Here is a 22,718-nt window from a genome sequence, read left to right on the forward strand (position 1 = left end):
GCAATTTCGCAATTGCCGGCCGGTAGGCGCGCGGGCACGATCCAGTCAACCGAATTCGGCCGCGTGCGTCGCCGCGACGCGCGTTGCGCTGCAACAAGAACCTGCACGGAGACGCCATGTCGTATTTCGAACACATTCCCGCGATTCGCTACGAAGGCCCGCAGTCGGACAACCCGCTTGCGTATCACCATTACGACCCCGAGAAGCGCGTGCTCGGCAAGACGCTCGCCGAGCATCTGCGGATCGCAGTCTGCTATTGGCACACGTTCGTATGGCCGGGCAACGACATCTTCGGGCAAGCCGCATTCGAGCGGCCGTGGCACCAGCCGGGCGACGCGCTCGAACGCGCGCGGATGAAGGCCGATGCCGCATTCGAATTCTTCACGAAGCTCGGCACGCCGTTCTATACGTTCCATGACACCGACGTCGCGCCGGAAGGCGACAGCCTGCGCGAATACGCGGCCAATTTCGCGCGGATGGTCGACTATCTCGGCGAGCGCCAGCAGGCGAGCGGCGTGCGGCTCCTGTGGGGCACCGCGAACCTGTTCTCGCACCCGCGCTTCGCGGCCGGCGCCGCGACGAACCCGAACCCCGACGTGTTCGCGTGGGCCGCGACCCAGGTGTGCCATGCGCTCGACGCGACGCACCGGCTCGGCGGCGAGAACTACGTGCTGTGGGGCGGACGCGAAGGTTACGAGACGCTGCTCAATACCGACCTGAAGCGCGAGCGCGACCAGTTCGCCCGCTTCCTGTCGATGGTGGTCGAGCACAAGCACCGGATCGGCTTCAAGGGTGCGCTGCTGATCGAGCCGAAGCCGCAGGAGCCGACCAAGCATCAGTACGACTACGACGTCGCGACCGTGCACGGCTTTCTCGTGCAGTACGGGCTGCAGGACGAGATTCGCGTGAACATCGAGGCGAATCACGCGACGCTCGCCGGCCATTCGTTCCATCACGAGATCGCGAACGCGTTCGCGCTCGGCGTGTTCGGCAGCGTCGACGCGAACCGCGGCGATCCGCAGAACGGCTGGGACACCGACCAGTTCCCGAACAGCGTCGAGGAGTTGACGCTCGCGTTCTACGAGATCCTGCGCCACGGCGGCTTCACGACCGGCGGGATGAACTTCGACGCGAAGGTGCGCCGCCAGAGCATCGATCCGGAAGACCTGTTCTACGGTCACGTCGGCGCGATCGACGTGCTCGCGCTCGCGCTCGAACGCGCGGCGGTGCTGGTCGAGAACGACCGGCTCGACGCACTGCGCCGCCAGCGCTACGCGCAGTGGGACGACGCATTCGGCCGCAAGATCCTGTCGGGCGGCTATACGCTGGAGTCGCTGGCGGCCGACGCGCTCGCGCGCGGCGTGGACCCGCGGCACGCGAGCGGTGCGCAGGAGCGGCTGGAGAACATCGTGAACCAGGCGATCTACGGGCTGCGCTGACGCCATGTACATCGGACTCGATCTCGGCACGTCCGGCGTGAAGGCGGTGCTGCTCGACCGCGACGGCGCGGTGCGCGCGAGCGCGAGCCGCCCGCTCGCGGTGAACCGGCCGCAGCCGCGCTGGTCCGAGCAGGCGCCGCGCGACTGGTGGGAAGCCGCCTGCGGCGCGCTCGCCGCGCTGGTGGCGGATGCGCGCTCGGCCGGCATCGACCCGCGCGACATCGACGCACTCGGGCTGACCGGGCAGATGCACGGTGCGACGCTGCTCGATGCGCATGGCGACGTGCTGCGCCCCGCGATCCTGTGGAACGACGGTCGCGCGGACGCCGAATGCGCGGAACTCGAACGGCTTGCGCCGTCGCTGCGCACGGTGGCCGGCAACGTCGCGATGCCGGGTTTCACCGCGCCGAAGCTGCTGTGGGTGCGTCGTCACGAACCCGACGTGTTCGCGCGCATCGCCTATGTCCTGCTGCCGAAGGATTATCTGCGCTACCGGCTGACCGGTGCGTTCGCGACCGATCCGTCGGATGCGGCCGGCACGCTGTGGCTCGACGTCGCGAAGCGCGACTACGACGACACGCTGCTCGCCGCGTGCGGGCTGTCGCGCACGCAGATGCCGGCCGTGTTCGAGGGCAACCGCATCACCGGCACGCTGCTGCCGGCCGTCGCACGGGCGCTCGGCCTGCGCGAGATCCCGGTAGTGGCCGGCGGCGGCGACAACGCGGCCGGCGCGGTCGGCGTCGGGATCGTGCGGCCCGGCGACGCGCTGCTGTCGCTCGGCACGTCGGGCGTGTATTTCGCGGTGTCGGACGGCTTCCGCGCGAATCCCGAATCGGCGGTGCACAGCTTCTGTCATGCGCTGCCGGATACGTGGCACCTGATGTCCGTGATGCTGAACGCGGCCGGCTGCATCGACTTCACCGCGCAACTGGCCGGCTACGACGGCGTCGCGGCGCTGCTCGACGATGCCGAGACGCACGCACGCGCGAGCCGCCCGTGGTTCCTGCCGTACCTGAGCGGCGAGCGTACGCCGCACAACGACGTGAACGCGAAGGGCGTGTTCTACGGGCTCACGCCCGACACGCAGCGCGCCGATCTCGCGAACGCGACGCTCGAAGGCGTCGGCTTCGCGCTGCTCGACGGCATCGATGCGCTGCATGCGGCCGGGCTCGCCCCCGACAGCATCACGGTGATCGGCGGCGGCTCTCGCAGCGCGTACTGGACGCAGATGCTCGCCGACCTGAGCGGCCGTGCGCTGACGCTGCGCGCGGGCGGCGAAGTGGGGCCGGCGCTCGGCGCCGCGCGCCTCGCGCATCTCGCGCTCGAACCGGATGCGCGGCTCGGCGACGTGTGCCCGCAGCCGCCCGTCGTCGCGGTGCGCGAGCCCGATCCCGAGCGCCACGCGTGGTATCGCGACGTGCGGCGGCCGACGTTTCGCGCGCTGTACCGTGCGCTCGAACCGGTGTTCGCGACCGGCGCCTGACGCACGTCGCAGTGACTCGATGCGGGCGGTGCAATCCGGCGGCCGCCCGCGGTTCGTGAGGTGGTTCCATAACAAGGAGTGGAGACATGAAATCCGTGACGCGTCGTACCGTATTGAGTTCGCTTGCCGGCGCCGCCGCGCTGGCGATCCTCGCACTGGGCTCGCCGCTCGCCCATGCGAGCAAGGATAAGCCCGAGATCGGCTTCTGTATCGACGACCTGCGCGTCGAGCGCTGGTCGCGCGATCGCGACTATTTCGTTGCGGCCGCAACGAAGCTCGGCGCGAAGGTGTCGGTGCAGTCGGCCGATGCGAGCGAGGCGCGGCAGATTTCGCAGATCGAGAACCTGATCTCGCGCGGCGTCGACGTGATCGTGATCGTGCCGTTCAACTCGAAGACGCTCGGCAACGTCGTCGCCGAAGCGCGCAAGGCCGGCATCAAGGTCGTGTCGTACGATCGCCTGATTCTCGACGCGGACGTCGACGCATACATCTCGTTCGACAACGAGAAGGTCGGCGAGCTGCAGGCGCAGGGCGTGTTCGACGCGAAGCCGAAGGGCAACTACTTCCTGCTGGGCGGCGCGCCGACCGACAACAACGCGAAGATGCTGCGCGAAGGCCAACTGAAGGTGCTCAAGCCCGCGATCGACCGCGGCGACATCAAGGTCGTCGGCCAGCAGTGGGTGCCCGAATGGAGCGCGTCGACCGCGCTGCGGATCGTCGAGGACGCGCTGACCGCGAACAACAACAAGATCGACGCGATCGTCGCGTCGAACGACGGCACGGCCGGCGGCGCGATCCAGGCGCTCGCCGCGCAGCATCTGGCCGGCAAGGTGCCGGTGTCCGGGCAGGACGCGGATCTCGCGGCGGTCAAGCGCGTGATCGCCGGCACGCAGACGATGACCGTCTACAAGCCGCTGAAGCTGATCGCGAGCGAAGCCGCGACGCTCGCGGTCGATCTCGCGAAGGGCACGAAGCCCGCGTTCAACGCGCAATACGACAACGGCAAGAAGAAGGTCGACACGGTGCTGCTGCAGCCGACGCTGCTGACCAAGCGCAACGTCGACGTCGTCGTGAAGGACGGCTTCTATACCCAGGCGCAGCTGGCGAGCCAGTAACGGCGCGACGGACGCGACGCGCGGCCGCCGCGACGGCGGCCGCGCTTACTGCGAGGCAATGAACGCATGACGGAACCCTTGCTGACGATGCGCGGCATCGTCAAGGCATTCGATGGTGTAAAAGCGCTCGACGGCATCGACCTCACCGTGCGGCCCGGCGAATGCGTCGGGCTGTGCGGCGAGAACGGCGCGGGCAAGTCGACGCTGATGAAGGTGCTGTCGGGCGTGTACCCGCACGGCACGTGGGACGGCGAAATCCGCTGGGAAGGTGCGCCGCTCGTCGCATCGGGCGTGCGCGACACCGAGCGCGCGGGCATCGCGATCATCCATCAGGAGCTGATGCTCGTGCCCGAACTGTCGGTGGCCGAGAACATCTTCCTCGGCAACGAGATCACGCTGCCGGGCGGGCGCATGCACTTCGCGGCGATGGTCCAGCGCGCGGAGGAACTGCTGAACGAACTGCGGATCGACACGATCAACGTCGCGCAGCCGGTGATGAACTACGGCGGCGGCCACCAGCAGTTGATCGAGATCGCGAAGGCGCTGAACAAGCGCGCGAAGCTGCTGATCCTCGACGAACCGTCGTCGTCGCTGAGCGCGTCGGAAACCCGGATACTGCTCGACATCGTGCGCGACCTGAAGCGGCGCGGCGTCGCGTGCGTGTACATCTCGCACAAGCTCGACGAGGTGGCGGCCGTGTGCGACACGGTCACCGTGATCCGCGACGGCCGCCATGTCGCGACCGAGCCGATGGCCGCGCTGACCACCGACCGGATCATCGCGATGATGGTCGGCCGCGAGATCCGCGACCTGTATCCGCGCGAGCCGCACGAGATCGGCGACGTCGTGCTCGACGTGCGCCACGTGACGTGCCGCGACGTGACGAACGCGCGCCGCAAGCGCGTCGACGACGTGTCGTTCAGCGTGCGGCGCGGCGAGATCGTCGGCGTCGCCGGGCTCGTCGGCGCGGGGCGCACCGAGTTGATGCAGGCGATCTTCGGCGCGTATCCGGGCGCGTACACCGCGACCGTGACGATGAACGGCCGGCCGCTGTCGATCCGCGCGCCGGCCGACGCGATCCGCGCCGGCATCGCGATGGTGCCGGAGGACCGCAAGCGCCACGGCATCGTTCCGCAGCTCGGCGTCGGCCACAACATCACGCTCGCGGTGCTGCGGCGCTTCGCGGCGCGCGGGCGGATCGACGCGGCCGCCGAGCTCGACGCGATCCGCACCGAGATGCAGCGGCTGTCGGTGCGCGCAGCCCACCCGTTCCTGTCGATCGCGAGCCTGTCGGGCGGCAATCAGCAGAAGGCGGTGCTCGCGAAGATGTTGCTGACCGAGCCGCAGGTGCTGATCCTCGACGAACCGACGCGCGGCGTCGACGTCGGCGCGAAGGCCGAGATCTACCGGCTGATCTTCGCGTTGGCCAAGCGCGGCGTCGCACTGATCGTCGTGTCGTCGGAACTGCCGGAGGTGCTTGGCCTCGCCGATCGCGTGCTGGTGATCGGCGAAGGCGAGTTGCGCGGCGATTTCGTCAACCAGGACCTCACGCAGGAACAGATTCTCGGCGCCGCGCTGAAGCCCGCGCGGCTGCCCGCCGAACCCACCGCAGCGAGTGCCACATGAATTCCGAACTTTCTTCCTCGACCCCGGCGGCGCCGGATGCAGACGCGCGTCGTCCCGACGGCCGCACGCCGCGGCTGGCGCTGCGCCACGTCTTCACGCGCTACAAGGTGCTCGCGCTGCTGTTCGCGGTCGTCGCGATCTGGGCGTTCTTCTCGGTGCTGACGGACGGCGCGTTCGTCACGCCGCGCAACGTATCGAACCTGCTGCGGCAGATGTCGATCACCGGCATGCTCGCGTGCGGGATGGTGTTCGTCATCATCGCGGGCGAGATCGACCTGTCGGTCGGCTCGCTGCTCGGGCTGCTCGGCGGCGTCGCCGCGATCCTCGACGTCAACCGCCACTGGCCGGTCGCGGCGACGGTCCCGGCCGTGCTCGCGCTCGGCGTGCTGATCGGGCTCTTCAACGGCTGGTGGTCGACCTATCGGCGCGTGCCGTCGTTCATCGTCGGGCTCGGCGGGATGCTCGCGTTTCGCGGCATCCTGCTCGGCGTGACGGGCGGCTCGACGATCGCGCCCGTGTCGGACGGCTTCGTGTTCATCGGGCAGGGCTATCTGCCGCGGCTGGCCGGCGACGGCCTCGCGGTGCTGCTGTTCGTGGTCGCGACGCTGCTGGTGGTGCGGCAGCGCGGCACGCGGCGGCGCTACCGGCTCGCGGTCGCGCCGCTGTGGCAGGACGTCGCGAAGATCGTCGGCGCGGGCGCGGTGCTGTTCGCGTTCGTCGCGACGCTCGACCGTTACGGCGGCATTCCGGTGCCCGTGCTGCTGCTGCTCGTGTTGCTCGGCGTGTTCTCGTGGATCGCGACGCAGACGGTGTTCGGCCGGCGCATCTATGCGGTGGGGTCGAACCTGGAAGCGACGCGGCTGTCGGGCGTCGACACCGATCGCGTGAAGCTCGTGATCTTCGCGCTGATGGGCGCGATGTGCGCGTTCGCCGGCCTCGTCAACACGGCGCGGCTCGCGGCCGGGTCGCCGTCCGCCGGCTCGATGGGCGAGCTCGATGCGATCGCCGCGTGCTTCATCGGCGGCACGTCGATGCGCGGCGGGTCGGGCACGGTCTACGGCGCGCTGATCGGTGCGCTCGTGATGGCGAGCCTCGACAACGGGATGTCGATGCTGGACGTCGACGCGTACTGGCAGATGATCGTCAAGGGCGCGGTGCTGGTGCTGGCGGTGTGGATCGACGTGGTGTCGCGGTCGAACCGGCGCTGACGTGCGGGTCGGTCGCGAGTCGACAAAGAGGAAGACCATGGAACGAAACACGATGCGCGTGCCGGATGTTGCCGTGCTGGCCGCCGGGCCGTTCGCGATGCCGGATGCCGGTTCCGTGCTGGGCCTGGATGACCCGCGCGACCGGCAGGTGATCGCGGATGCACTGCGCGCGCTGCTGCGCGAGCGTTCCGAAGCGCTCGCGTTCGCGATGCGCATGGCCGACCAGTGCGGCCGGCCCCGGCCCGAAGCGGCCGATTTCGCGCTGACCGACATCATTCGGCTGGCGCGCATCGTCGAGCGAGTCGAGCGGGATGGCGCGGCGCAGCGCGCGGCCGTACCCGCGGGGGCGCGCTGACAGGCGAGGCGGCCGATCTGCCTTCGACGGCCTCGTGAGCGATTTCCACGAGTACCAGGGTGCGCTGACGGCGGCGGAAGTTGCCGCGCTTGCTCGGTAGGTGCGCCGTACACCGTAATTGGCCGAAACGCCCGACGCCGGAATTCCGGCGTCGGGCGTTTTTGCTTCGTGGGAGTGTGCGCGTCAGCGTGTCGCCGAACCCAAGGGTTAACCCATATTCGACATTATTTCTGGCGTCGTATAGTGCAGCCATAGATACAAATATCCACTATTACTAATGCCTTTCAATCGAGATCGAACGCAACTCCACGAGCCTGCCACACGCATCCGGCGTGCGAGTACTTCGTGGCGATGCCGACGTTTCGCGAAACAGGTCGTTGCATGAACATGGACACACGTACGCCGCCGCTGCATCCGCAATTTCCCGCCACGGCCGAGGAAGAGGCCTACGCACACGTGCTCTACCGTATCCGGATGGGCACGTACAAGGCCGGCGATCGCCTGATTCCCGAGGACATCGCAGCCGAGATCAATACGAGCCGCATGCCGGTGCGGGAGGCGTTCCGTCGGCTCGCCAGCGAAGGGCTGGTCGCGATCCGTCCGAATCGCGGCGCGATCGTGCGGGGGCTCGACGTCGACGAGATGGAGGTGGTGTTCGGCATGCGCGGCGTGCTCGAAGGGCTTGCGGCGCGCATGGCGCTGCCGAACATCACGCCGCAGCACGTCGACGAATTGACGCGCCTGATCGACGCGATGGAGCGCGCGGAAGCCGACGGCCAGCAATGGGTGACCGCGCATCGCAGCTTTCACGAATATCTGTGCCGGCTGTGCGGGCGCCAGCGCCTGATTACGCAGATTGCCGGGCTGCATACGGTGGTGGAGCCGCACATGCGCCTGTGGCTCGAACGGGCGTACAAGCCGAAGACGTCGCGCGACGACCACATGGGGCTGATCGACGCGATCCGGGGCGGCGATCCGGCCGCGCTCGAGGCCGCGGTGCGCGAGCACATCGAAGCGACCGTACCGGCCGTGCGCGACTGGATGACGGGCGGCCACTGACGGAAACAGGACGAGGCGGTGGTCGACGTCTCGTTCGTATCTGTAAGGTATCCGAACAAATCATCGGATCAAGACATGCAACACGATCACGCAGTCATTTCCAACGAAACACGTCACGGAGTATCGAAATGAAACGACCCATGATGAGATTCCTGCTGCTGTTCGCCGTCCTGCTGGTGGCCGCGCAGGCCCACGCGAAAGAGTGGAAGGACATCCGGATCGGCTACGAAGGCGCGTACCCGCCGTTTTCGTCGATGCAGCCGGACGGCACGCCGGTGGGCTTCGACATCGACGTCATCCATGCGCTGTGCGCGCAGATGCACGCGAACTGCACGCTGGTGCAGATCGGCTGGGACGGCCTGCTTCCCGCGCTGATGGCCGACAAGGTCGACGCGATCGTCGCGTCGGTCGCGATCACCGCCGAGCGCAAGCAGAAGGTCGCGTTCACCGACAAGTACTACAACACGCCGCGCCGGCTGGTCGTCGCGAAAAACAGCCCGATCAAGGATGCGACGCCGGCGGAACTGAAGGGCAAGCGCGTCGGCGTTCAGCGCGGCACGCTGGCCGACAAGTACGCGAGCGCGTACTGGGTGCAGAACGGCGTGCAGCTGGTGCGCTACCCGACCCAGGACGAGGTCTATCTCGATCTGCGCTCGGGCCGCATCGATGCCGCGTTGCAGGACGCGACCGCCGCGTATTCGGCGTTCCTGACGAAGCCGGAAGGCGCGAACTTCAAGTTCGTCGGCACGCCGATCGTCGGTACGACGCCCGAGCAGAAGACGCTCTTGGGCGAGGGGTACGGCATTCCGGTGCGCAAGACCGACGACGATCTCCGGCAGCAACTGAACCAGGCGATCACGGCCATTCGCGCCAACGGCGTGTATCAGTCCATCGAGAAGAAGTACTTCGATTTCGACATCTACTGATCGTTTGTCGATCGGTGCCGCGCCGGCGCGCAGGGATGCGCTGGCGCCGCCGGCACGAACCCCGACAGCGCAGGAAAGGAGCGTCATGTCCGCATTACAGCAATACCTGCCGGCCCTGTTGCGCGGCGCCCAGGTGACGATCGTGCTCGCCGTGCTGTCCGTCGCGCTCGCCGTGTGCATCGGCATGGCGGGCGCGATGGCCAAGCTGTCGGGTTCGCGCGTGCTGGTGTCCGTCGTCACCGCGTATACCACGCTGATTCGCGGCGTGCCGGAGTTCGTGATGATGCTGCTGGTGTTCTATGGCGGCCAGATTCTGCTGAACGCGCTGGCGGCCGCGTTCGGCCTGCATGCGCTCGACGTCGACGCGTTCGCCACCGCGGTGCTGACGATCGGTTTCATATTCGGTGCGTACTACACGGAGACGTTCCGTGGCGCGATTCTCGGCGTGCCGCGCGGCCAGATGGAGGCGGCGCGCGCATACGGATTCTCGGGCTGGCTTGCATTTCGCCGCATCCTGTTTCCGCAAATGGCGCGGCTCGCGTTGCCCGCCGCCGTGAACAACTGGCTGGTGCTGCTCAAGACCACGGCGATCGCGTCGCTGATCGGCCTGCACGACGTGATGTTCATCTCCGACCAGGCCGGCCGCACGACCCAGGCGCCGATGACGTTCTATCTCGCCGCCTGCGCGGTGTATCTGCTGGTGACGTCGGGATCGACCGCGTGCCTGGCGCGTGCCCGCGTGCGGCTGAACCGCGGCATGCGCGAAGGGAGGCTGCACGGATGAGCCATGAACAATGGGTCTCGCTCGTCGGCGCGTACGCCGGCGGGCTGTGGGTGACGGTGCAGTTGACCGTGGGATCGCTGGCCCTCGGGTTGGCGCTCGCGATTCCGCTGGCGGTGTTGCGCGTGTCGCCGAACCGCTTCGTGCACGGGCCGGTGGCGGTCTACACGTGGTTCATGCGCGGTACGCCGTTGCTCGCGCAACTGATGATCGTGTATTACGGCTTCGGCCAGTTCCAGTGGGTCCAGGACGCGTGGCAGCGCGGCAATCCGCTGTTGTTGGTGCTGCGCGATCCGTTCGGCTGCGCGATGATCGCGTTGACGGCGAACACCTGTGCGTACACCGTCGAAATCCTGGCCGGCGCGATCCGCGCCACCGCATACGGCGAAATCGAAGCGGCGCAGGCGTACGGGATGTCCCGTGCTACCGCGTGGCGTCGCATCCTGTTGCCGTCGGCGCTGCGCCGGTTCCTGCCCGCGTACAGCAACGAAATCATCCTGATGCTGCACGGCACGTCGCTCGTCAGCGCGATCACGCTGATCGACCTGACGGGCGCCGCGCGCGATTTCTACGCGAACTACTACGCGCCGTTCGAGGCGTTCATCTCCGTCGGCACCGTCTATTTCGCGTTGACCGGGCTCGTCGCGTTGCTGATCCGGGCAACCGAGCGGCGCTTTCTCGTCCACCTGCGGCCGCTGCCGCTTTCCACGCTTGCCCGATCCCGGAGTCACGCCGCATGAATGCACTGTCCGTCGACAATCTCCACAAGCGCTACGGCGACAACGAGGTGCTGAAAGGCGTGTCGCTGGTAGCCAAGCCGGGCGACGTGATCAGCGTGATCGGTTCGTCGGGATCGGGCAAGAGCACGCTGCTTCGATGCATCAATTTTCTGGAATCGCCTTCGTCGGGCCGCGTGTCGCTCGGCGGCGGTGAGGTGAGGACGTCGGTCGACCGCAACGGCCGGATCAGGATTTCGGATCCCGTCCAGTTGCGCCGGATGCGCACGCGGCTCGCGATGGTGTTCCAGCATTTCAATCTGTGGGCGCACATGACGGTGCTGCAGAACGTCGTCGAGGCGCCGCTGCACGTGCTGAAGCTCGGCCGCGCGGAAGCCCGCGAGCGGGCAGCGCGCTATCTCGAGCAGGTGGGCATGACGCGCTTCGCCGATGCGTATCCGGCGCACCTGTCCGGCGGCCAGCAGCAGCGCGTCGCGATCGCCCGTGCGCTCGCGATGGAGCCCGACGCGCTGTTGTTCGACGAGCCGACGTCGGCGCTCGATCCGGAGCGGGTCGGCGACGTGCTCAAGGTGATGCGCGATCTCGCGCACGAAGGCCGCACGATGATCGTCGTCACGCACGAGATGGGCTTCGCGCGCGAGGTGTCGAACCATGTGATGTTTCTGCATCAAGGCGTGGTGGAGGAGGAAGGCCACCCGCGCGACATATTGAAGACGCCGAAAAGCGGACGGTTGCAGAAGTTCCTGTCCGGCGGGCTCAAATAGCGGAAGCTGGCGGCCTGTTCGGGCCGGTGCCGCACACGCAAGATGCGACCATGGAAGAGACGAAACCAGGAAGGTACCCATGCATACTCTGAAGCAGAACGACATCGATCACGTCCTTCATCCGTATACGAACCTGAGCCGCCATCGCGATGTCGGGCCGATGGTGATCGAGCGCGGCGAGGGCGTCTACGTGTACGACACCGAAGGCAACCGCTACATCGAGGCGCTGAGCGGCCTGTTCTGCGCGTCGCTGGGGTTCAGCGAATCGCGGCTGGCCGACGCGGCGGACCGGCAGATGCGCAAGCTGCCGTTTTATCACGCGTTCGGTCATAAGTCGTCCGAACCGTCGATCCTGCTGGCCGAGAAGCTGATCGCGATGGCGCCCGTGCCGATGTCGAAGGTGTTCTTCGCGAACTCGGGTTCCGAAGCCAACGACACCGCGGTGAAGCTGATCTGGTATTACAACAACGCGCTCGGGCGGCCGCTGAAGAAGAAGATCATCGCACGCACGCGGGCGTACCACGGCGTGACGATCGCGTCCGCGAGCCTGACCGGCCTGCCGAACAACCATCGCGACTTCGATCTGCCGATCGACCGCATCCTGCATACGGACTGCCCGCACTACTATCGCCATGCGCTACCCGGCGAAACGGAGGAGCAGTTCGCGACCCGCTGCGCCGAGTCGCTCGAGCAACTGATCCTTCGCGAAGGGCCCGACACGATTGCCGCGTTCTTTGCCGAGCCGATCATGGCGTCGGGCGGCGTGATCGTGCCGCCGGCCACCTATATGGAAAAGATCCAGCGCGTGCTGAAGCGGTACGACATCCTGCTCGTGGCCGACGAAGTCATCTGCGGATTCGGTCGCACCGGCAACATGTTCGGCTCGGAAACCTTCGGCATGCAGCCCGACATGATCGTCGTCGCCAAGCAGTTGTCGGCCGGCTACCTGCCGATCTCGGCGCTGATGGTCAACGATGCGATCTATCGCGCGCTCGTGGCCGAAAGCGAGAAGATCGGCACCTTCGGCCACGGCTTCACGTACAGCGGCCATCCGGTTTGCGCGGCCGTCGCGCTCGAGACGCTGCGCATCTACGACGAAGACGGCGTGCTCGACCACGTGCGCAGCGTGATCCCGCACTTCCAGCAGCGCGTGGCCGATCTCGCCGCGCATCCGCTCGTGGGCGAGGCGCGCGGGGCCGGCCTGCTCGCGGCCGTCGAACTGGTCGCCGACAAGGCGACGAAAACGCCGTTCCCGCCGTCCGAAGGCGTGGCCGCCCATGCCGGCGAGCGGGCGCTGACGTACGGCGTGATCACGCGCGCGCTGGGCGATGCGTTCAATTTCTGCCCGCCGTTGATCATCACGCACGACGAAATCGACCAGTTGTTCGATGCGTCGAAACGGGCGCTCGACGACACGCTCGCGTGGCGCCGGTCGCTGGCCGCCCGCTGAATCGGGAGAACACCATGAGGAATTTCGAACAACCGGGCCGCTCGCTCGTGATGTCGACCGAAGCGATGGCCGCGACGTCGCATCCCGCGTCGACGCTGGCCGCCGTCCGGATCCTGGAAGCGGGCGGCAACGCGATGGACGCCGCGATTGCCGCGTGCGCGGTGCAATGCGTCGTCGAGCCCGGCTCGACCGGCATCGGCGGCGATTGCTTCGCGCTCTATTCGCGCGGCGGCGGCGACGACATCGTCGGCTTCAACGGCTCGGGCTGGGCGCCGGCTGCCGCGAGCGTCGAGCGGCTGCGCGCGCTCGGCGTCACGTCGATCGAGCGCCACTCGCCGCACGCGGTGACGGTGCCCGGCGCGGTCGATGCGTGGGCGACGCTCGCGCGCGATCACGGCTCGCTGCCGCTCGCCGCGCTGCTCGATCCGGCGATCCGGCTCGCGCGCGACGGCTATGCGGTCGCGCCGCGTGCGGCGGCGGACTGGGCGCATCAGGCGCAGTTGCTGTCGCTGGACGCCACGAGCCGCGAACAGATGCTGGTGGCCGGCCGTGCACCGCGCGCGGGCACTGTGCATCGGCAGCCGCTGCTCGCGCACACCCTCGAGAGGATCGCGCAAGCGGGCCCGCGCGTGTTCTACGAAGGCGTGGTCGCGGAGGACATCGTCGCGCGCCTGCGCGGCATGGGCGGCCTGCACACGATGGACGACTTCGCGGCGTTCCATGGCGAATACGTGACGCCGATCACCGCACGGTTTCGCGGCTACGACGTGCACGAGTGCCCGCCGAACGGGCAGGGCGTCATCGCGCTGCTGATGCTGAAGCTGCTCGAAGGCTTCGACGCGAACGACGATCCGCTCGGCGCAGAACGCCTGCACCGCGAGATCGACGCCGCGCGCGTCGCGTATGCGCTTCGCGACGTGCTGCTGGCGGACCCGCGCCTTCGGCCGCTGGACGTCGAGACGCTGTTGTCGGATGCGTCCGTCGAATCGCTGCGTTCGCGCATCGCGGCGCTGCACGCGATCGGCGCGCCGGTCGCGTCACCAGTGGAGCACAAGGACACGGTCTACATCTGCGTGGTCGACAAGGATCGCAACTGCGCGAGCTTCATCAACTCGCTGTTTCACCCGTTCGGCAGCGGGATCATGTCCGCGCAAACGGGCGTGATGCTGCACAACCGCGGCCAGAGCTTCACGCTCGAAGCCGGCCACCCGAATGCGATCGCGCCGCGCGCGAGGCCGATGCACACGATCATTCCGGGCATGGTGACCCGCGACGGCAAGGTGCAGATCACGTTCGGCGTGATGGGCGGTCACTATCAGGCGATGGGGCATGCGCACTTCCTGTCGAAGGTGCTCGACTACGACCTGGACCTGCAAACGGCGATCGACCTGCCGCGCATCTTTCCGCGGCCGGGCACCGATCAGGTCGAGGTCGAATGCACGATGCCCGCGGCGGTGCGCGAGGCGCTCACGCGACGCGGCTTCAATCTCGTGGCGCCGAACTGGGCGATCGGCGGCGCGCAGGCGATCCGGATCGACTGGGAGGCCGGCACGCTGATCGGCGCGTCCGACCATCGCAAGGACGGCTGCGCGCTGGGCATCTGACACGGGCACGCACGTTATCGCAGCCGGAACAAGGGGTGGCGCATCATGCAGAAGCAGTCAGTCGTGCGCGGAGACGGCGCGATCCGCCGCGAATCGCCATACGGTTCGTCGAAGGAGAACACCTATGCGGGCGTGGTGTCGTTCATGCGGCGCCTGTATACGAAGGAGCTGGCCGGCGTCGATCTCGCGGTGACCGGCGTGCCGCTCGATATCGCGACGACCAACCGCCCGGGCGCGCGGCTCGGCCCGCGTGCGATCCGCGCGGCGAGCAGCCAGCTCGGCGTGCTGCTGCCGTATCCGTGGGGGATCAGCCCGTTCGACGACTATGCGGTGATCGACTACGGCGACTGCTGGCTCGACGTGCACAATCCGTCGACCGTCAAGGAGACGATCGTCGCGCATGCGCGTACGATCCTCGATGCCGGTGCAAGGATGCTGACGCTCGGCGGCGATCACTACATCAGCTACCCGCTGCTCGTCGCGCATGCGGAGAAGTACGGCAGGCCGCTGTCGCTGATCCATTTCGACGCGCACTGCGATACCTGGCCCGACGATCAGCCGGACAGCCTCAATCACGGGTCGATGTTCTACAAGGCGATCAACGACGGGCTGATCGATCCCGCCCACTCGGTGCAGGTCGGCATCCGGACGTGGAACGACGATTTCATGGGCGTGCCGATCCTCGATGCGGCGTGGGTGCATGAGCACGGCGTGAACGCGACCGTTGCACGCATCGTCGAGATCGTCGGCGCGCGGCCGACTTATTTCACCTTCGACGTCGACGGGCTCGATCCGGCGTTCGCGCCGGGCACCGGCACGCCCGTGCCGGGCGGCCTGTCGAGCGCGCAGGCGCTGTCGATCATCCGCGGGCTCACGTCGGTCGACCTGGTCGGCGCGGACGTGGTCGAGGTCGCGCCCGCCTACGATCATGCGGACATTACCGCGCTTGTCGCCGCGCACGTGGCAAGCGAGCTGATCTGCCTGTTCAGGCACCGCGCTCGCGCGGCGCGGTAAGCAGGTAGGTAGGGAATCGGAACGCAGCATCCGTATCGTCCCAATAAATTCGTTATCCGAATCGAATGGCGATGGATGACGGAAACATATCAATCGGATCAACCACGCAACGACAGGAGAGCACGGCAATGAAATGGATCGCATCGACCACCCTCGCATGCGCGGCCGGCATGTGCGGCAATGCATTCGCGCAAAGCTCGGTCACGCTTTACGGCGTCATCGACGAATCGATTCAGTACACGCACAACACCGGCGGCGCCAGCAACCAGGTCAAGCTGCAGTCGGGGCAGATGTCCGTCAGCCAGTGGGGGCTGAAAGGCACCGAGGATCTCGGCGGCGGCTTGAGCGCGCTGTTCAACCTGCAGAACGGCTTCAACGTGAACAGCGGCAAGATGAGCGGCGGCCTGCTGTTCGGACGCAAGGCGTTCGTCGGGCTGGCGGGCGGATTCGGCACGGTGACGGCCGGCCGTCAGCAGGATACGTTGCAGGATCTGGTGCTGCCGGTGCAGGGCAACAATTTCCTTGAGTACTTCACGGCGCCCGGCGACGTCGACAATGCCGACGGCTCGGTCCGCAACAGCAATGCGGTCAAATGGGTGAGCCCGTCGTGGGGCGGCCTGCAGGTGGCCGCGATGTACGGGTTCGGCGGCGTGGCCGGCTCGGTCGGCTCGGGGCAGGCGTACAACGCGGCGATGTCGTACACGGCCGGGCGGTTGACCGTCGCGGCCGGCTATGCGCATCTGGACAACGGTAACGCGGTGCTGTCGACGCGCGGCGCAAGCAGCGCCGATACGATTTTCCTGTCGCCGGTCAATAGCGCCTACGCGACGGCGAGTGCGGTGAATATCGCGCGCGCCGGCGTGAGCTACGTGCTCGGCGCATTCACGGTGGGCGGCCATTACAGCTATGCCGAGTACCTGCGCGACGGCAATTCGACGTTCGGAGCGACCGAGCGCTACAACAACGGCTCGGTGTTCGTCGCGTGGCAGGCTTCGCCCGCGCTGCTGTTCGAGACGGGTTACAACTACCTGAAATCGCACGGCGATTCGTCGGCCACGTACCAGCAGGTCACGCTCGCGGCCGACTACGCGCTCAGCAAGCGCACCGATCTCTACGCGACGATGAGCTACGGGCACGCGTCGGGCAGCAACGGCGCGGGCCCGGCACAGGCGGTGATTGCGGATGCGTATGTCGATGGCGGCAAGGCGACCCAGGAGCTTGCGATCGTCGGGATTCGCCACCGCTTCTGATCGAATGCGCCGCGCATCATGGCAGCGGCGCGCGCCGTTGCCGTTCCGATCCGGCAGGCTGCCCCGTGCGATGTATGGCGGTCACGACCGCTTCGCATGACATGCAATACGCTATTCTGTCGTCCTCGACCGTCAGCCCGATCCGATGAAGCGTCCGTCGTTCTCCACCCAACTCGTCATGCTCTGGGCACTCGTCGCGGCGCTGTGCGCGACGCTGGTCGCGGTCGTCTGGGTCACGGCGAGTTCCGCCGAGAGTCAGCAGGTGGCCAGCGCGAAGGCCGCCGGCGCGTCGGCATGCGAAGCGGTCGCGTCGCGTTACAGCGCGTCTTCCGCGTCGGCGGGCGCCGGGCCCGCCCCGGATCTGATGCACGCGATCCTCGACATCGTGCTCTCCCGTGCGCCGGACATGGAGGGCGGGTTCTGGATGCCCGGCGCCGCCCCCGCGGCGAGCGGCTTTCTCGCGTATTCGTTTCCCACTTATCAGGGCAGCGGCGTCAAACACGACGTTCCGGAAGCGGAAACGCCGCTGATCCTCCGCACGCTGCGCGCCGCGGCCGCGACGCATGCCGCGACGACGAACGTCGTCGAAGGCGCACAGGATGCGGTGATCGCGGTGGCCTGTCCGGTACGCGGCGGATCGGGGCTGTACGTGTGGATGCTCACCCGTGCGCGCCCGCCGCTGGGCCGGCACGGGGAATTGCTGGCCACGGGCCTCGCGGCCGTGCTCGCGGTGATTCTGGCGATCGCGGCGGCGCTGGCCGTCGCGCTGCGCCGATGGAAGCGCAATCTCGCGCGGATCGAGAGCGGGCTGGGGCCCGACGGTCGCGAGCATCACCTGCCGTACGTCGGCGAACCCGATCTCGACCGCGTCATCGATGCGTTCAACGAGCGGGCGCGCCGCGCCGACCGGCTGCAACAGCAGGCCGACGAACTCCGTACGCGGCTCGCGCAGGCCGAACGCTTCGGCATGCTCGGCAAACTGGCCGCGCAGGTCGCGCACGAGATTCGCAATCCGATGGGCGCGATGCGGCTGAAGGCGGAGAACGCGCTGGCCGGCGATGGCCGGCGGCAGCAGGACGCGCTGCGCGTGATCCTCGCGCAGATCGAGCGCATCGATGCGCAATTGTCGAGCCTGCTCGCGCTGACGCAGCCGGTGCGCCCGCATGCGACACGGGTCGACGTCGACGCGTGGCTCGCGCAGGTCGTCGACGCGCACCGCGAGCTGGCGCAGCGGCAAGCGATCGACCTGACGTTGTCGCTCGCGGGGCAGGGCGAACGGCTCGCGTGGCCGTCGGATCGCCCCGCTTTCGATCCCGACCAGATGCGGCGGGCGCTCGACAATCTGCTGCTCAACGCGCTGCACCACGCGGGCGACGGCGGCGCGGTCACGCTCGCCGCCGAGCGGCGCGCGTTCGCCGGGCGCGACTGGCTGTGCATCACCGTGTCGGACAGCGGCCCCGGTGTGCCGGCCGCGCAGCGCGAGCGGATCTTCGAGCCGTTCGTGACGGGCCGCGCGGACGGAACGGGTCTTGGCCTCGCCGTCGTCCGCGAAGTGGCGGCGGCGCACGGCGGGCACGCGCGCCTCGACGAGGGCGCCGCATTCGTGATTGAAATTCCATGGCAAACATCCTCATAGTCGACGACGACGCGGCCTTTCGCGACGGCCTCGCCGAAACGCTGGCCGATCTCGGTCATCGTGCCGTCGAGGCCGCATCCGGACGCGTCGCGCTCAGCGCGCTGCGCGACGGCGGCGGCATCGAATGCGTCTTTCTGGATTTCCGCCTGCCGGATCTGGACGGGCTGGCCGTGCTGGCGCAACTGCGCGACGATCCCGCGCTGGCCGCGATTCCGGTCGTCATGCTGACGGCCCATGCGACCAGCGACAACACGATCGAAGCGATGCGGCTCGGCGCATTCGATCACCTGACGAAGCCGATCGGGCGTCGCGACATCGCGCAACTGCTCGAACGCATCGTGTCGGCGAATCAGCCGCCCGCGCCCGCGCCGTCCGACAGCGGTTTCGCGGGCGAACCTTCAGCGGACCGGCCGCAACTGCTCGGCGTAAGCGCCGCGATGCGCGACGTGCAAAAGCAGATTGGCCGCGCCGCGATGAGCGACGCGACCGTGCTCCTGACCGGCGAGACGGGCACGGGCAAGGAGGTCGCGGCCCGCGTGCTGCATGCCGCATCGGCCCGGCATGCGGGGCCGTTCGTCGCCGTCAACTGCGCGGCCATCCCGGCCGATCTGCTCGAAAGCGAGTTGTTCGGGCATCGTCGCGGCGCGTTCACCGGGGCGCATGCCGATCGCGCGGGGCGCCTCGTCGAAGCCGACGGCGGGACGCTCTTTCTCGACGAGATCGGCGACATGCCCGCCGCGATGCAGGCGAAGCTGCTGCGCGCGTTGCAGGAGCGCCAGGTGATGCCGCTCGGCGCGGATCGCGCCACGGCAATCGACATTCGCGTCGTGGCCGCGACGCATCGCGACCTCGCCGCGGCCGTCGCGAACGGCACGTTCCGCGAAGATCTCTTCTATCGGTTGAACGTCATTCCGCTGCACCTGCCGCCGCTCGCGGAGCGCGTGGCCGACATCCTGCCGCTGGCCGCGCATTTCCTGCACAGCGCGGCAGGCATGCGCGCGCTGCATCTGACGAACGACGCGCAGCGCGCGCTGCTCGATCACCGCTGGCCGGGCAACGTGCGCGAACTGCGCAACGTGATGGAGCGGGCGGCCGCGCTCGCCCCCGGGCCGGCCGTCAGCGCGGCCGATCTCGGCCTGGCCACCGTGCCGGCGCGCGAGTCGGGCGACGATGCGGTGCCGGCGCACCTGCTCGACATGCCGTTGCCCGATGCGCTGGCGACGGTCGAGCGTGCGGCGATCCTGCGCGCGCTCGAGCGCGCGAACGGCAATCGCGCGGAAGCCGCGAGGCAACTCGGGATCGGCCGCCAGTCGCTCTATGCGCGCATGGCGAATCTCGGGATCGAGCGCGACGAATAGGGCCAGCGGCAGCCCGTTATCGGTGTGAGCGGGCCGCTGGCCGCGTTGTTTCGACTGTCGGGAATACCGACATCCGGTGAATCGACGTGTCGGGAAATCCGACACGTTTGGCGCGCGTCGTCGTTCGTCGCACGGCCACGCGGGGCGTCGCGGGTTGGCACGGGTATTGCGGATATCGATGCATCGCAACCCGTCGCCGGAGCCCGTCATGAAGTCGTACCTGCCTGTCGTCCGATCGCGGCCGCGGTGCCGCGCCGCCGTTCACTGGTCGTATCGCGCGCTCTGCGCCGCCGCACTCGTTGCCGTCGCAACGGTCGGCGCGGCGCAGGTGCCGCCGGCGCCGCGCTCGGAAGACCCGGCCGGCGCCATGCCGCCGCCGCCTGCTCCTCCTCGGCCTCGCGCGCTTGTGCCTGCCGGGCCCGGAAACGACACCGTGTCGGATGCGCTGATTTCCGGCACGCTGTCGCGCCTGACGATCAATCCGGAAGGCACCGTCGACGGCTTCGTGCTGACCGACGGCACGCTCGTCCGCCTGCCGCCGCATCTCGGTTCGCAACTGACGGCGCTCGTGAAAACGGGCGACCGCGTGACGGTAGCCGGCGAACGACGCGTCGACGATGAAATCCGTGCCCGCGTGGTCCGCGACGACGGCACCGGCGCGTCGCTGTCCGATCAGCCGCCCGCGCCCGTCGCGCCCGTGCCGCCCATGCTGCGCGGGGTCAACCTCGCGCGCCTCAGCGTGTCCGGCGTCGTGCGCCGCGTGACGCGCGCGCCGCGCGGCGAACCGGACGGCGTGATGCTCGACAGCGGTGCGATCGTCAAGCTGACCGTTCCGGCCGCCCAGCAATTCGGCGCGCTGCTCGCGCCCGGCGAGCGCGTGGCCGCGGTCGGCTACGGCACGCGCAACGCATACGGCGAAGCGCTGCAGGCGACGGCGTTCGGCGCGCCGGGCCATGTCGTGAATCTCTATGACGATGTCGCGCGCTGATCGCGCGACGCTGTTCCCCCCATCCATCGAAAGGAGTCCTGCCATGCATTGGATCGATCCCGCCTGCCTGCCCGAAACGCGCGGCCGCGTCACGCAATTCCTGCTCAATCCGCACGGAGAAGTCGACGGCCTGATCCTGAACGGCGACCTGCAGGTGCACGTGCCGCCGCATCTGGGCCGCGAACTGGCGCGCCGCGTCGCGGTCGGCGACCGCATCCGCGTGCGCGGCGTCAAGCCGCGTCGCGCGGCGATGATCGCGGCCGTGCAACTGAGCGGGCGCGACGGCGTCGACATCGTCGACGACGGGCCCGCGCACGCCGCGCCGCCGAAGCCGACGCACGCCGCTCGAAAACCGATGGAACTGAGCGGCGAAGTCGCGTTTGGGCTGCACGGCCCGAAAGGCGAGTTGAACGGCGCGTTGCTGACGAGCGGCGTCGCGTTGCGGGTGCCGCCGCATGCGGCGGAAGCGCTGCACGATTATCTGCGTCCCGGTGTCCATGTGCAGGCGTGGGGGCACGGCGTCGTCACGCCGCACGGCACCACACTCGACGTGAGCGAGATCGCCGAGCTCGTCGATATGGATGCCGAATGATCGTGCGACGGTGAGACGACCATGAGACCGGCACGTGCGCTCGAAGCGCTCAACTTCTTCCTGGCCGACGTGCAGGCCGGCATCGGCCCGTTCATCGGCGTCATCCTGCTGTCGCGCGGCTGGGGCGCCGATGCGATCGGCTCGGTCATGACGCTGGCCGGGCTCGCCGCGATGGCCGCGACGCCGCTGGCCGGCGCGCTCGTCGATGCGGTGCGCGCGAAGCGGGCGTTGATCGCCGTGGCGACCGCGGTGACGGCGCTTGCGTCGCTGGCGATGATGTTCGTCCACAGCTATCCGGCGGTGGCGGCGTCGCAGGTGCTGGCGGCGGTCAGCGGCGCGGTGCTCGCGCCGGCCGCCGCGGGCGTGACGCTGGGCATCGTGCGCCGGCAGGGTTTCGACCGGCAGTTCGGGCGCAACCAGATGGCGAACCATGCCGGCAACGTCGCCGGTGCGGCGCTCGCCGGGTGGCTAGGCTGGCATGTCGGGTTCGACGCGGTGTTCGCGCTCGTCGGCGCGTTTACGGTCCTCGCCATCGTGAGCACGCTGGCGATTCCCGGGCATGCGATCGATCATGCGTCCGCACGTGGCCTCGATCCTGCCGGTGCCGCACCGGGAACGGATGCTGCGCATCCGCACCCGCATCCGCATGCGTCAAACGCGGCGTCGACGTCGCGCGTCGGCGGCCTGCGCACGCTCGCCGAAAACCGGCCGCTGGTTCTCCTTGGCGCGTCGCTCGCGCTGTTTCATCTCGGCAACGCCGCGATGCTGCCGCTCTACGGGATGGGCGTCGTCGTCACGCATCGCAGCAACCCGAGCGCGTTCACCGCACAGACCATCGTCATCGCGCAGTTCGTGATGATCGCGGCGGCGTGGCTCGCGCCCCGGCTGATTCGCTCGCACGGTTACTGGCGCGTGCTGCTGTTCTCGTACCTCGTGCTGCCGGTGCGCGGGCTGGTCGCCGCGGCATGGATGAGCGAAGCGGGCGTGTGGCCGGTGCAGGTGCTCGACGGCATCGGCGCCGGCCTGCAAAGCGTGGTCGTGCCCGCGCTCGTGGTTCGCCTGCTGCATGGCTCCGGCCGCGTGAATGCCGGGCAGGGCGCCGTCGCGACCGCGCAGGGTATCGGCGCGGCGCTCAGTCCCGTGCTGGGCGGCGTGCTCGCGCAGCACTTCGGTTATCCGGCCGCGTTCGTCGTACTGGGCGCCGTGTCGACGGGCTCGCTCGCGCTGTGGCTCGGTCACGCGCGCTCGCTGAGCAGCGTGTGCGGCAAGCCCGCCGATCTATCGGCGACGTCGTCTTGAAAGCGATGTCGATTCCCATGCCTCCATCGACTTG

General features: G+C 68.4%; 20 protein-coding genes. All 20 read left to right on the forward strand.

Features of this window, described 5'->3' with window-relative positions; all coding sequences use genetic code 11:
• Nucleotides 1–116 precede the first annotated feature (116 nt).
• The 20 genes from xylA (at nucleotide 117) to HWX14_RS25150 (ending at nucleotide 22,684) form a co-directional block, all read left to right on the forward strand.
• Nucleotides 117–1,439: a xylose isomerase gene (gene xylA / locus HWX14_RS25055; RefSeq protein WP_175885044.1), complete on the forward strand. Its 1,323-nt coding sequence runs from the start codon at nucleotides 117–119 to the stop codon at nucleotides 1,437–1,439.
• 4 nt (nucleotides 1,440–1,443) lie between these two features.
• A complete protein-coding gene (gene xylB / locus HWX14_RS25060) occupies nucleotides 1,444–2,922 on the forward strand; it encodes a xylulokinase (protein ID WP_175885045.1) in 1,479 nt (492 codons plus the stop codon).
• A gap of 86 nt (nucleotides 2,923–3,008) precedes the next feature.
• Nucleotides 3,009–4,037, forward strand: a complete 1,029-nt coding sequence (xylF, locus tag HWX14_RS25065; protein ID WP_175885046.1) for a D-xylose ABC transporter substrate-binding protein — start codon at nucleotides 3,009–3,011, stop codon at nucleotides 4,035–4,037.
• 66 nt (nucleotides 4,038–4,103) lie between these two features.
• The gene (gene xylG / locus HWX14_RS25070; RefSeq protein ID WP_175885047.1) at nucleotides 4,104–5,663 is read left to right on the forward strand and encodes a D-xylose ABC transporter ATP-binding protein; all 1,560 of its coding nucleotides are present in this window, start codon (nucleotides 4,104–4,106) and stop codon (nucleotides 5,661–5,663) included.
• Nucleotides 5,660–6,871 (forward strand): sugar ABC transporter permease, encoded by a 1,212-nt coding sequence (locus tag HWX14_RS25075; protein WP_175885048.1) that lies wholly within the window; start codon nucleotides 5,660–5,662, stop codon nucleotides 6,869–6,871. The genes xylG and HWX14_RS25075 overlap by 4 nt, the downstream gene beginning before the upstream one ends.
• Before the next feature lie 37 nt (nucleotides 6,872–6,908).
• Complete coding sequence (locus HWX14_RS25080) at nucleotides 6,909–7,226, forward strand: hypothetical protein (RefSeq protein WP_175885567.1); 318 nt, start codon at nucleotides 6,909–6,911, stop codon at nucleotides 7,224–7,226.
• A 381-nt stretch (nucleotides 7,227–7,607) separates the two neighbouring features.
• Complete coding sequence (locus HWX14_RS25085) at nucleotides 7,608–8,285, forward strand: GntR family transcriptional regulator (RefSeq protein ID WP_175885049.1); 678 nt, start codon at nucleotides 7,608–7,610, stop codon at nucleotides 8,283–8,285.
• 128 nt (nucleotides 8,286–8,413) lie between these two features.
• Complete coding sequence (locus tag HWX14_RS25090; protein WP_175885050.1) at nucleotides 8,414–9,211, forward strand: ABC transporter substrate-binding protein; 798 nt, start codon at nucleotides 8,414–8,416, stop codon at nucleotides 9,209–9,211.
• Nucleotides 9,212–9,296: 85 nt separating this feature from the next.
• Nucleotides 9,297–9,995, forward strand: a complete 699-nt coding sequence (locus tag HWX14_RS25095; protein WP_175885051.1) for an ABC transporter permease subunit — start codon at nucleotides 9,297–9,299, stop codon at nucleotides 9,993–9,995.
• Nucleotides 9,992–10,732 (forward strand): ABC transporter permease, encoded by a 741-nt coding sequence (locus HWX14_RS25100; protein ID WP_175885052.1) that lies wholly within the window; start codon nucleotides 9,992–9,994, stop codon nucleotides 10,730–10,732. The genes HWX14_RS25095 and HWX14_RS25100 overlap by 4 nt, the downstream gene beginning before the upstream one ends.
• Nucleotides 10,729–11,493, forward strand: coding sequence for an ATP-binding cassette domain-containing protein (locus HWX14_RS25105; RefSeq protein ID WP_175885053.1), 765 nt, complete (start codon nucleotides 10,729–10,731; stop codon nucleotides 11,491–11,493). Before HWX14_RS25100 ends, HWX14_RS25105 begins: the two co-directional genes overlap by 4 nt.
• 79 nt (nucleotides 11,494–11,572) lie before the next feature.
• Entirely contained in the window at nucleotides 11,573–12,943 is a 1,371-nt protein-coding gene (locus HWX14_RS25110) for an aspartate aminotransferase family protein (RefSeq protein ID WP_175885054.1), read from the forward strand.
• Between the two features lie 14 nt (nucleotides 12,944–12,957).
• Nucleotides 12,958–14,547: a gamma-glutamyltransferase family protein gene (locus HWX14_RS25115; RefSeq protein ID WP_175885055.1), complete on the forward strand. Its 1,590-nt coding sequence runs from the start codon at nucleotides 12,958–12,960 to the stop codon at nucleotides 14,545–14,547.
• A gap of 45 nt (nucleotides 14,548–14,592) precedes the next feature.
• Complete coding sequence (gene speB / locus HWX14_RS25120) at nucleotides 14,593–15,561, forward strand: agmatinase (protein ID WP_175885056.1); 969 nt, start codon at nucleotides 14,593–14,595, stop codon at nucleotides 15,559–15,561.
• 128 nt (nucleotides 15,562–15,689) lie between these two features.
• On the forward strand, nucleotides 15,690–16,811 hold the full coding sequence (locus tag HWX14_RS25125) for a porin (protein WP_175885057.1): 1,122 nt from the start codon (nucleotides 15,690–15,692) through the stop codon (nucleotides 16,809–16,811).
• A gap of 145 nt (nucleotides 16,812–16,956) precedes the next feature.
• Entirely contained in the window at nucleotides 16,957–18,447 is a 1,491-nt protein-coding gene (locus HWX14_RS25130) for a HAMP domain-containing sensor histidine kinase (RefSeq protein ID WP_175885058.1), read from the forward strand.
• Entirely contained in the window at nucleotides 18,429–19,805 is a 1,377-nt protein-coding gene (locus HWX14_RS25135) for a sigma-54 dependent transcriptional regulator (RefSeq protein ID WP_175885059.1), read from the forward strand. Before HWX14_RS25130 ends, HWX14_RS25135 begins: the two co-directional genes overlap by 19 nt.
• A 433-nt stretch (nucleotides 19,806–20,238) precedes the next feature.
• A complete protein-coding gene (locus tag HWX14_RS25140; protein ID WP_244130328.1) occupies nucleotides 20,239–20,793 on the forward strand; it encodes a hypothetical protein in 555 nt (184 codons plus the stop codon).
• Between the two features lie 43 nt (nucleotides 20,794–20,836).
• Nucleotides 20,837–21,385, forward strand: coding sequence for a hypothetical protein (locus HWX14_RS25145; protein WP_175885061.1), 549 nt, complete (start codon nucleotides 20,837–20,839; stop codon nucleotides 21,383–21,385).
• Nucleotides 21,386–21,406: 21 nt separating this feature from the next.
• Nucleotides 21,407–22,684, forward strand: a complete 1,278-nt coding sequence (locus HWX14_RS25150) for an MFS transporter (RefSeq protein ID WP_175885062.1) — start codon at nucleotides 21,407–21,409, stop codon at nucleotides 22,682–22,684.
• The last annotated feature ends 34 nt before the right edge of the window (nucleotides 22,685–22,718 follow it).

The organism is Burkholderia sp. BCC0044 (assembly GCF_902832955.1).
In the GTDB taxonomy this organism is placed as follows: Bacteria; Pseudomonadota; Gammaproteobacteria; order Burkholderiales; family Burkholderiaceae; genus Burkholderia.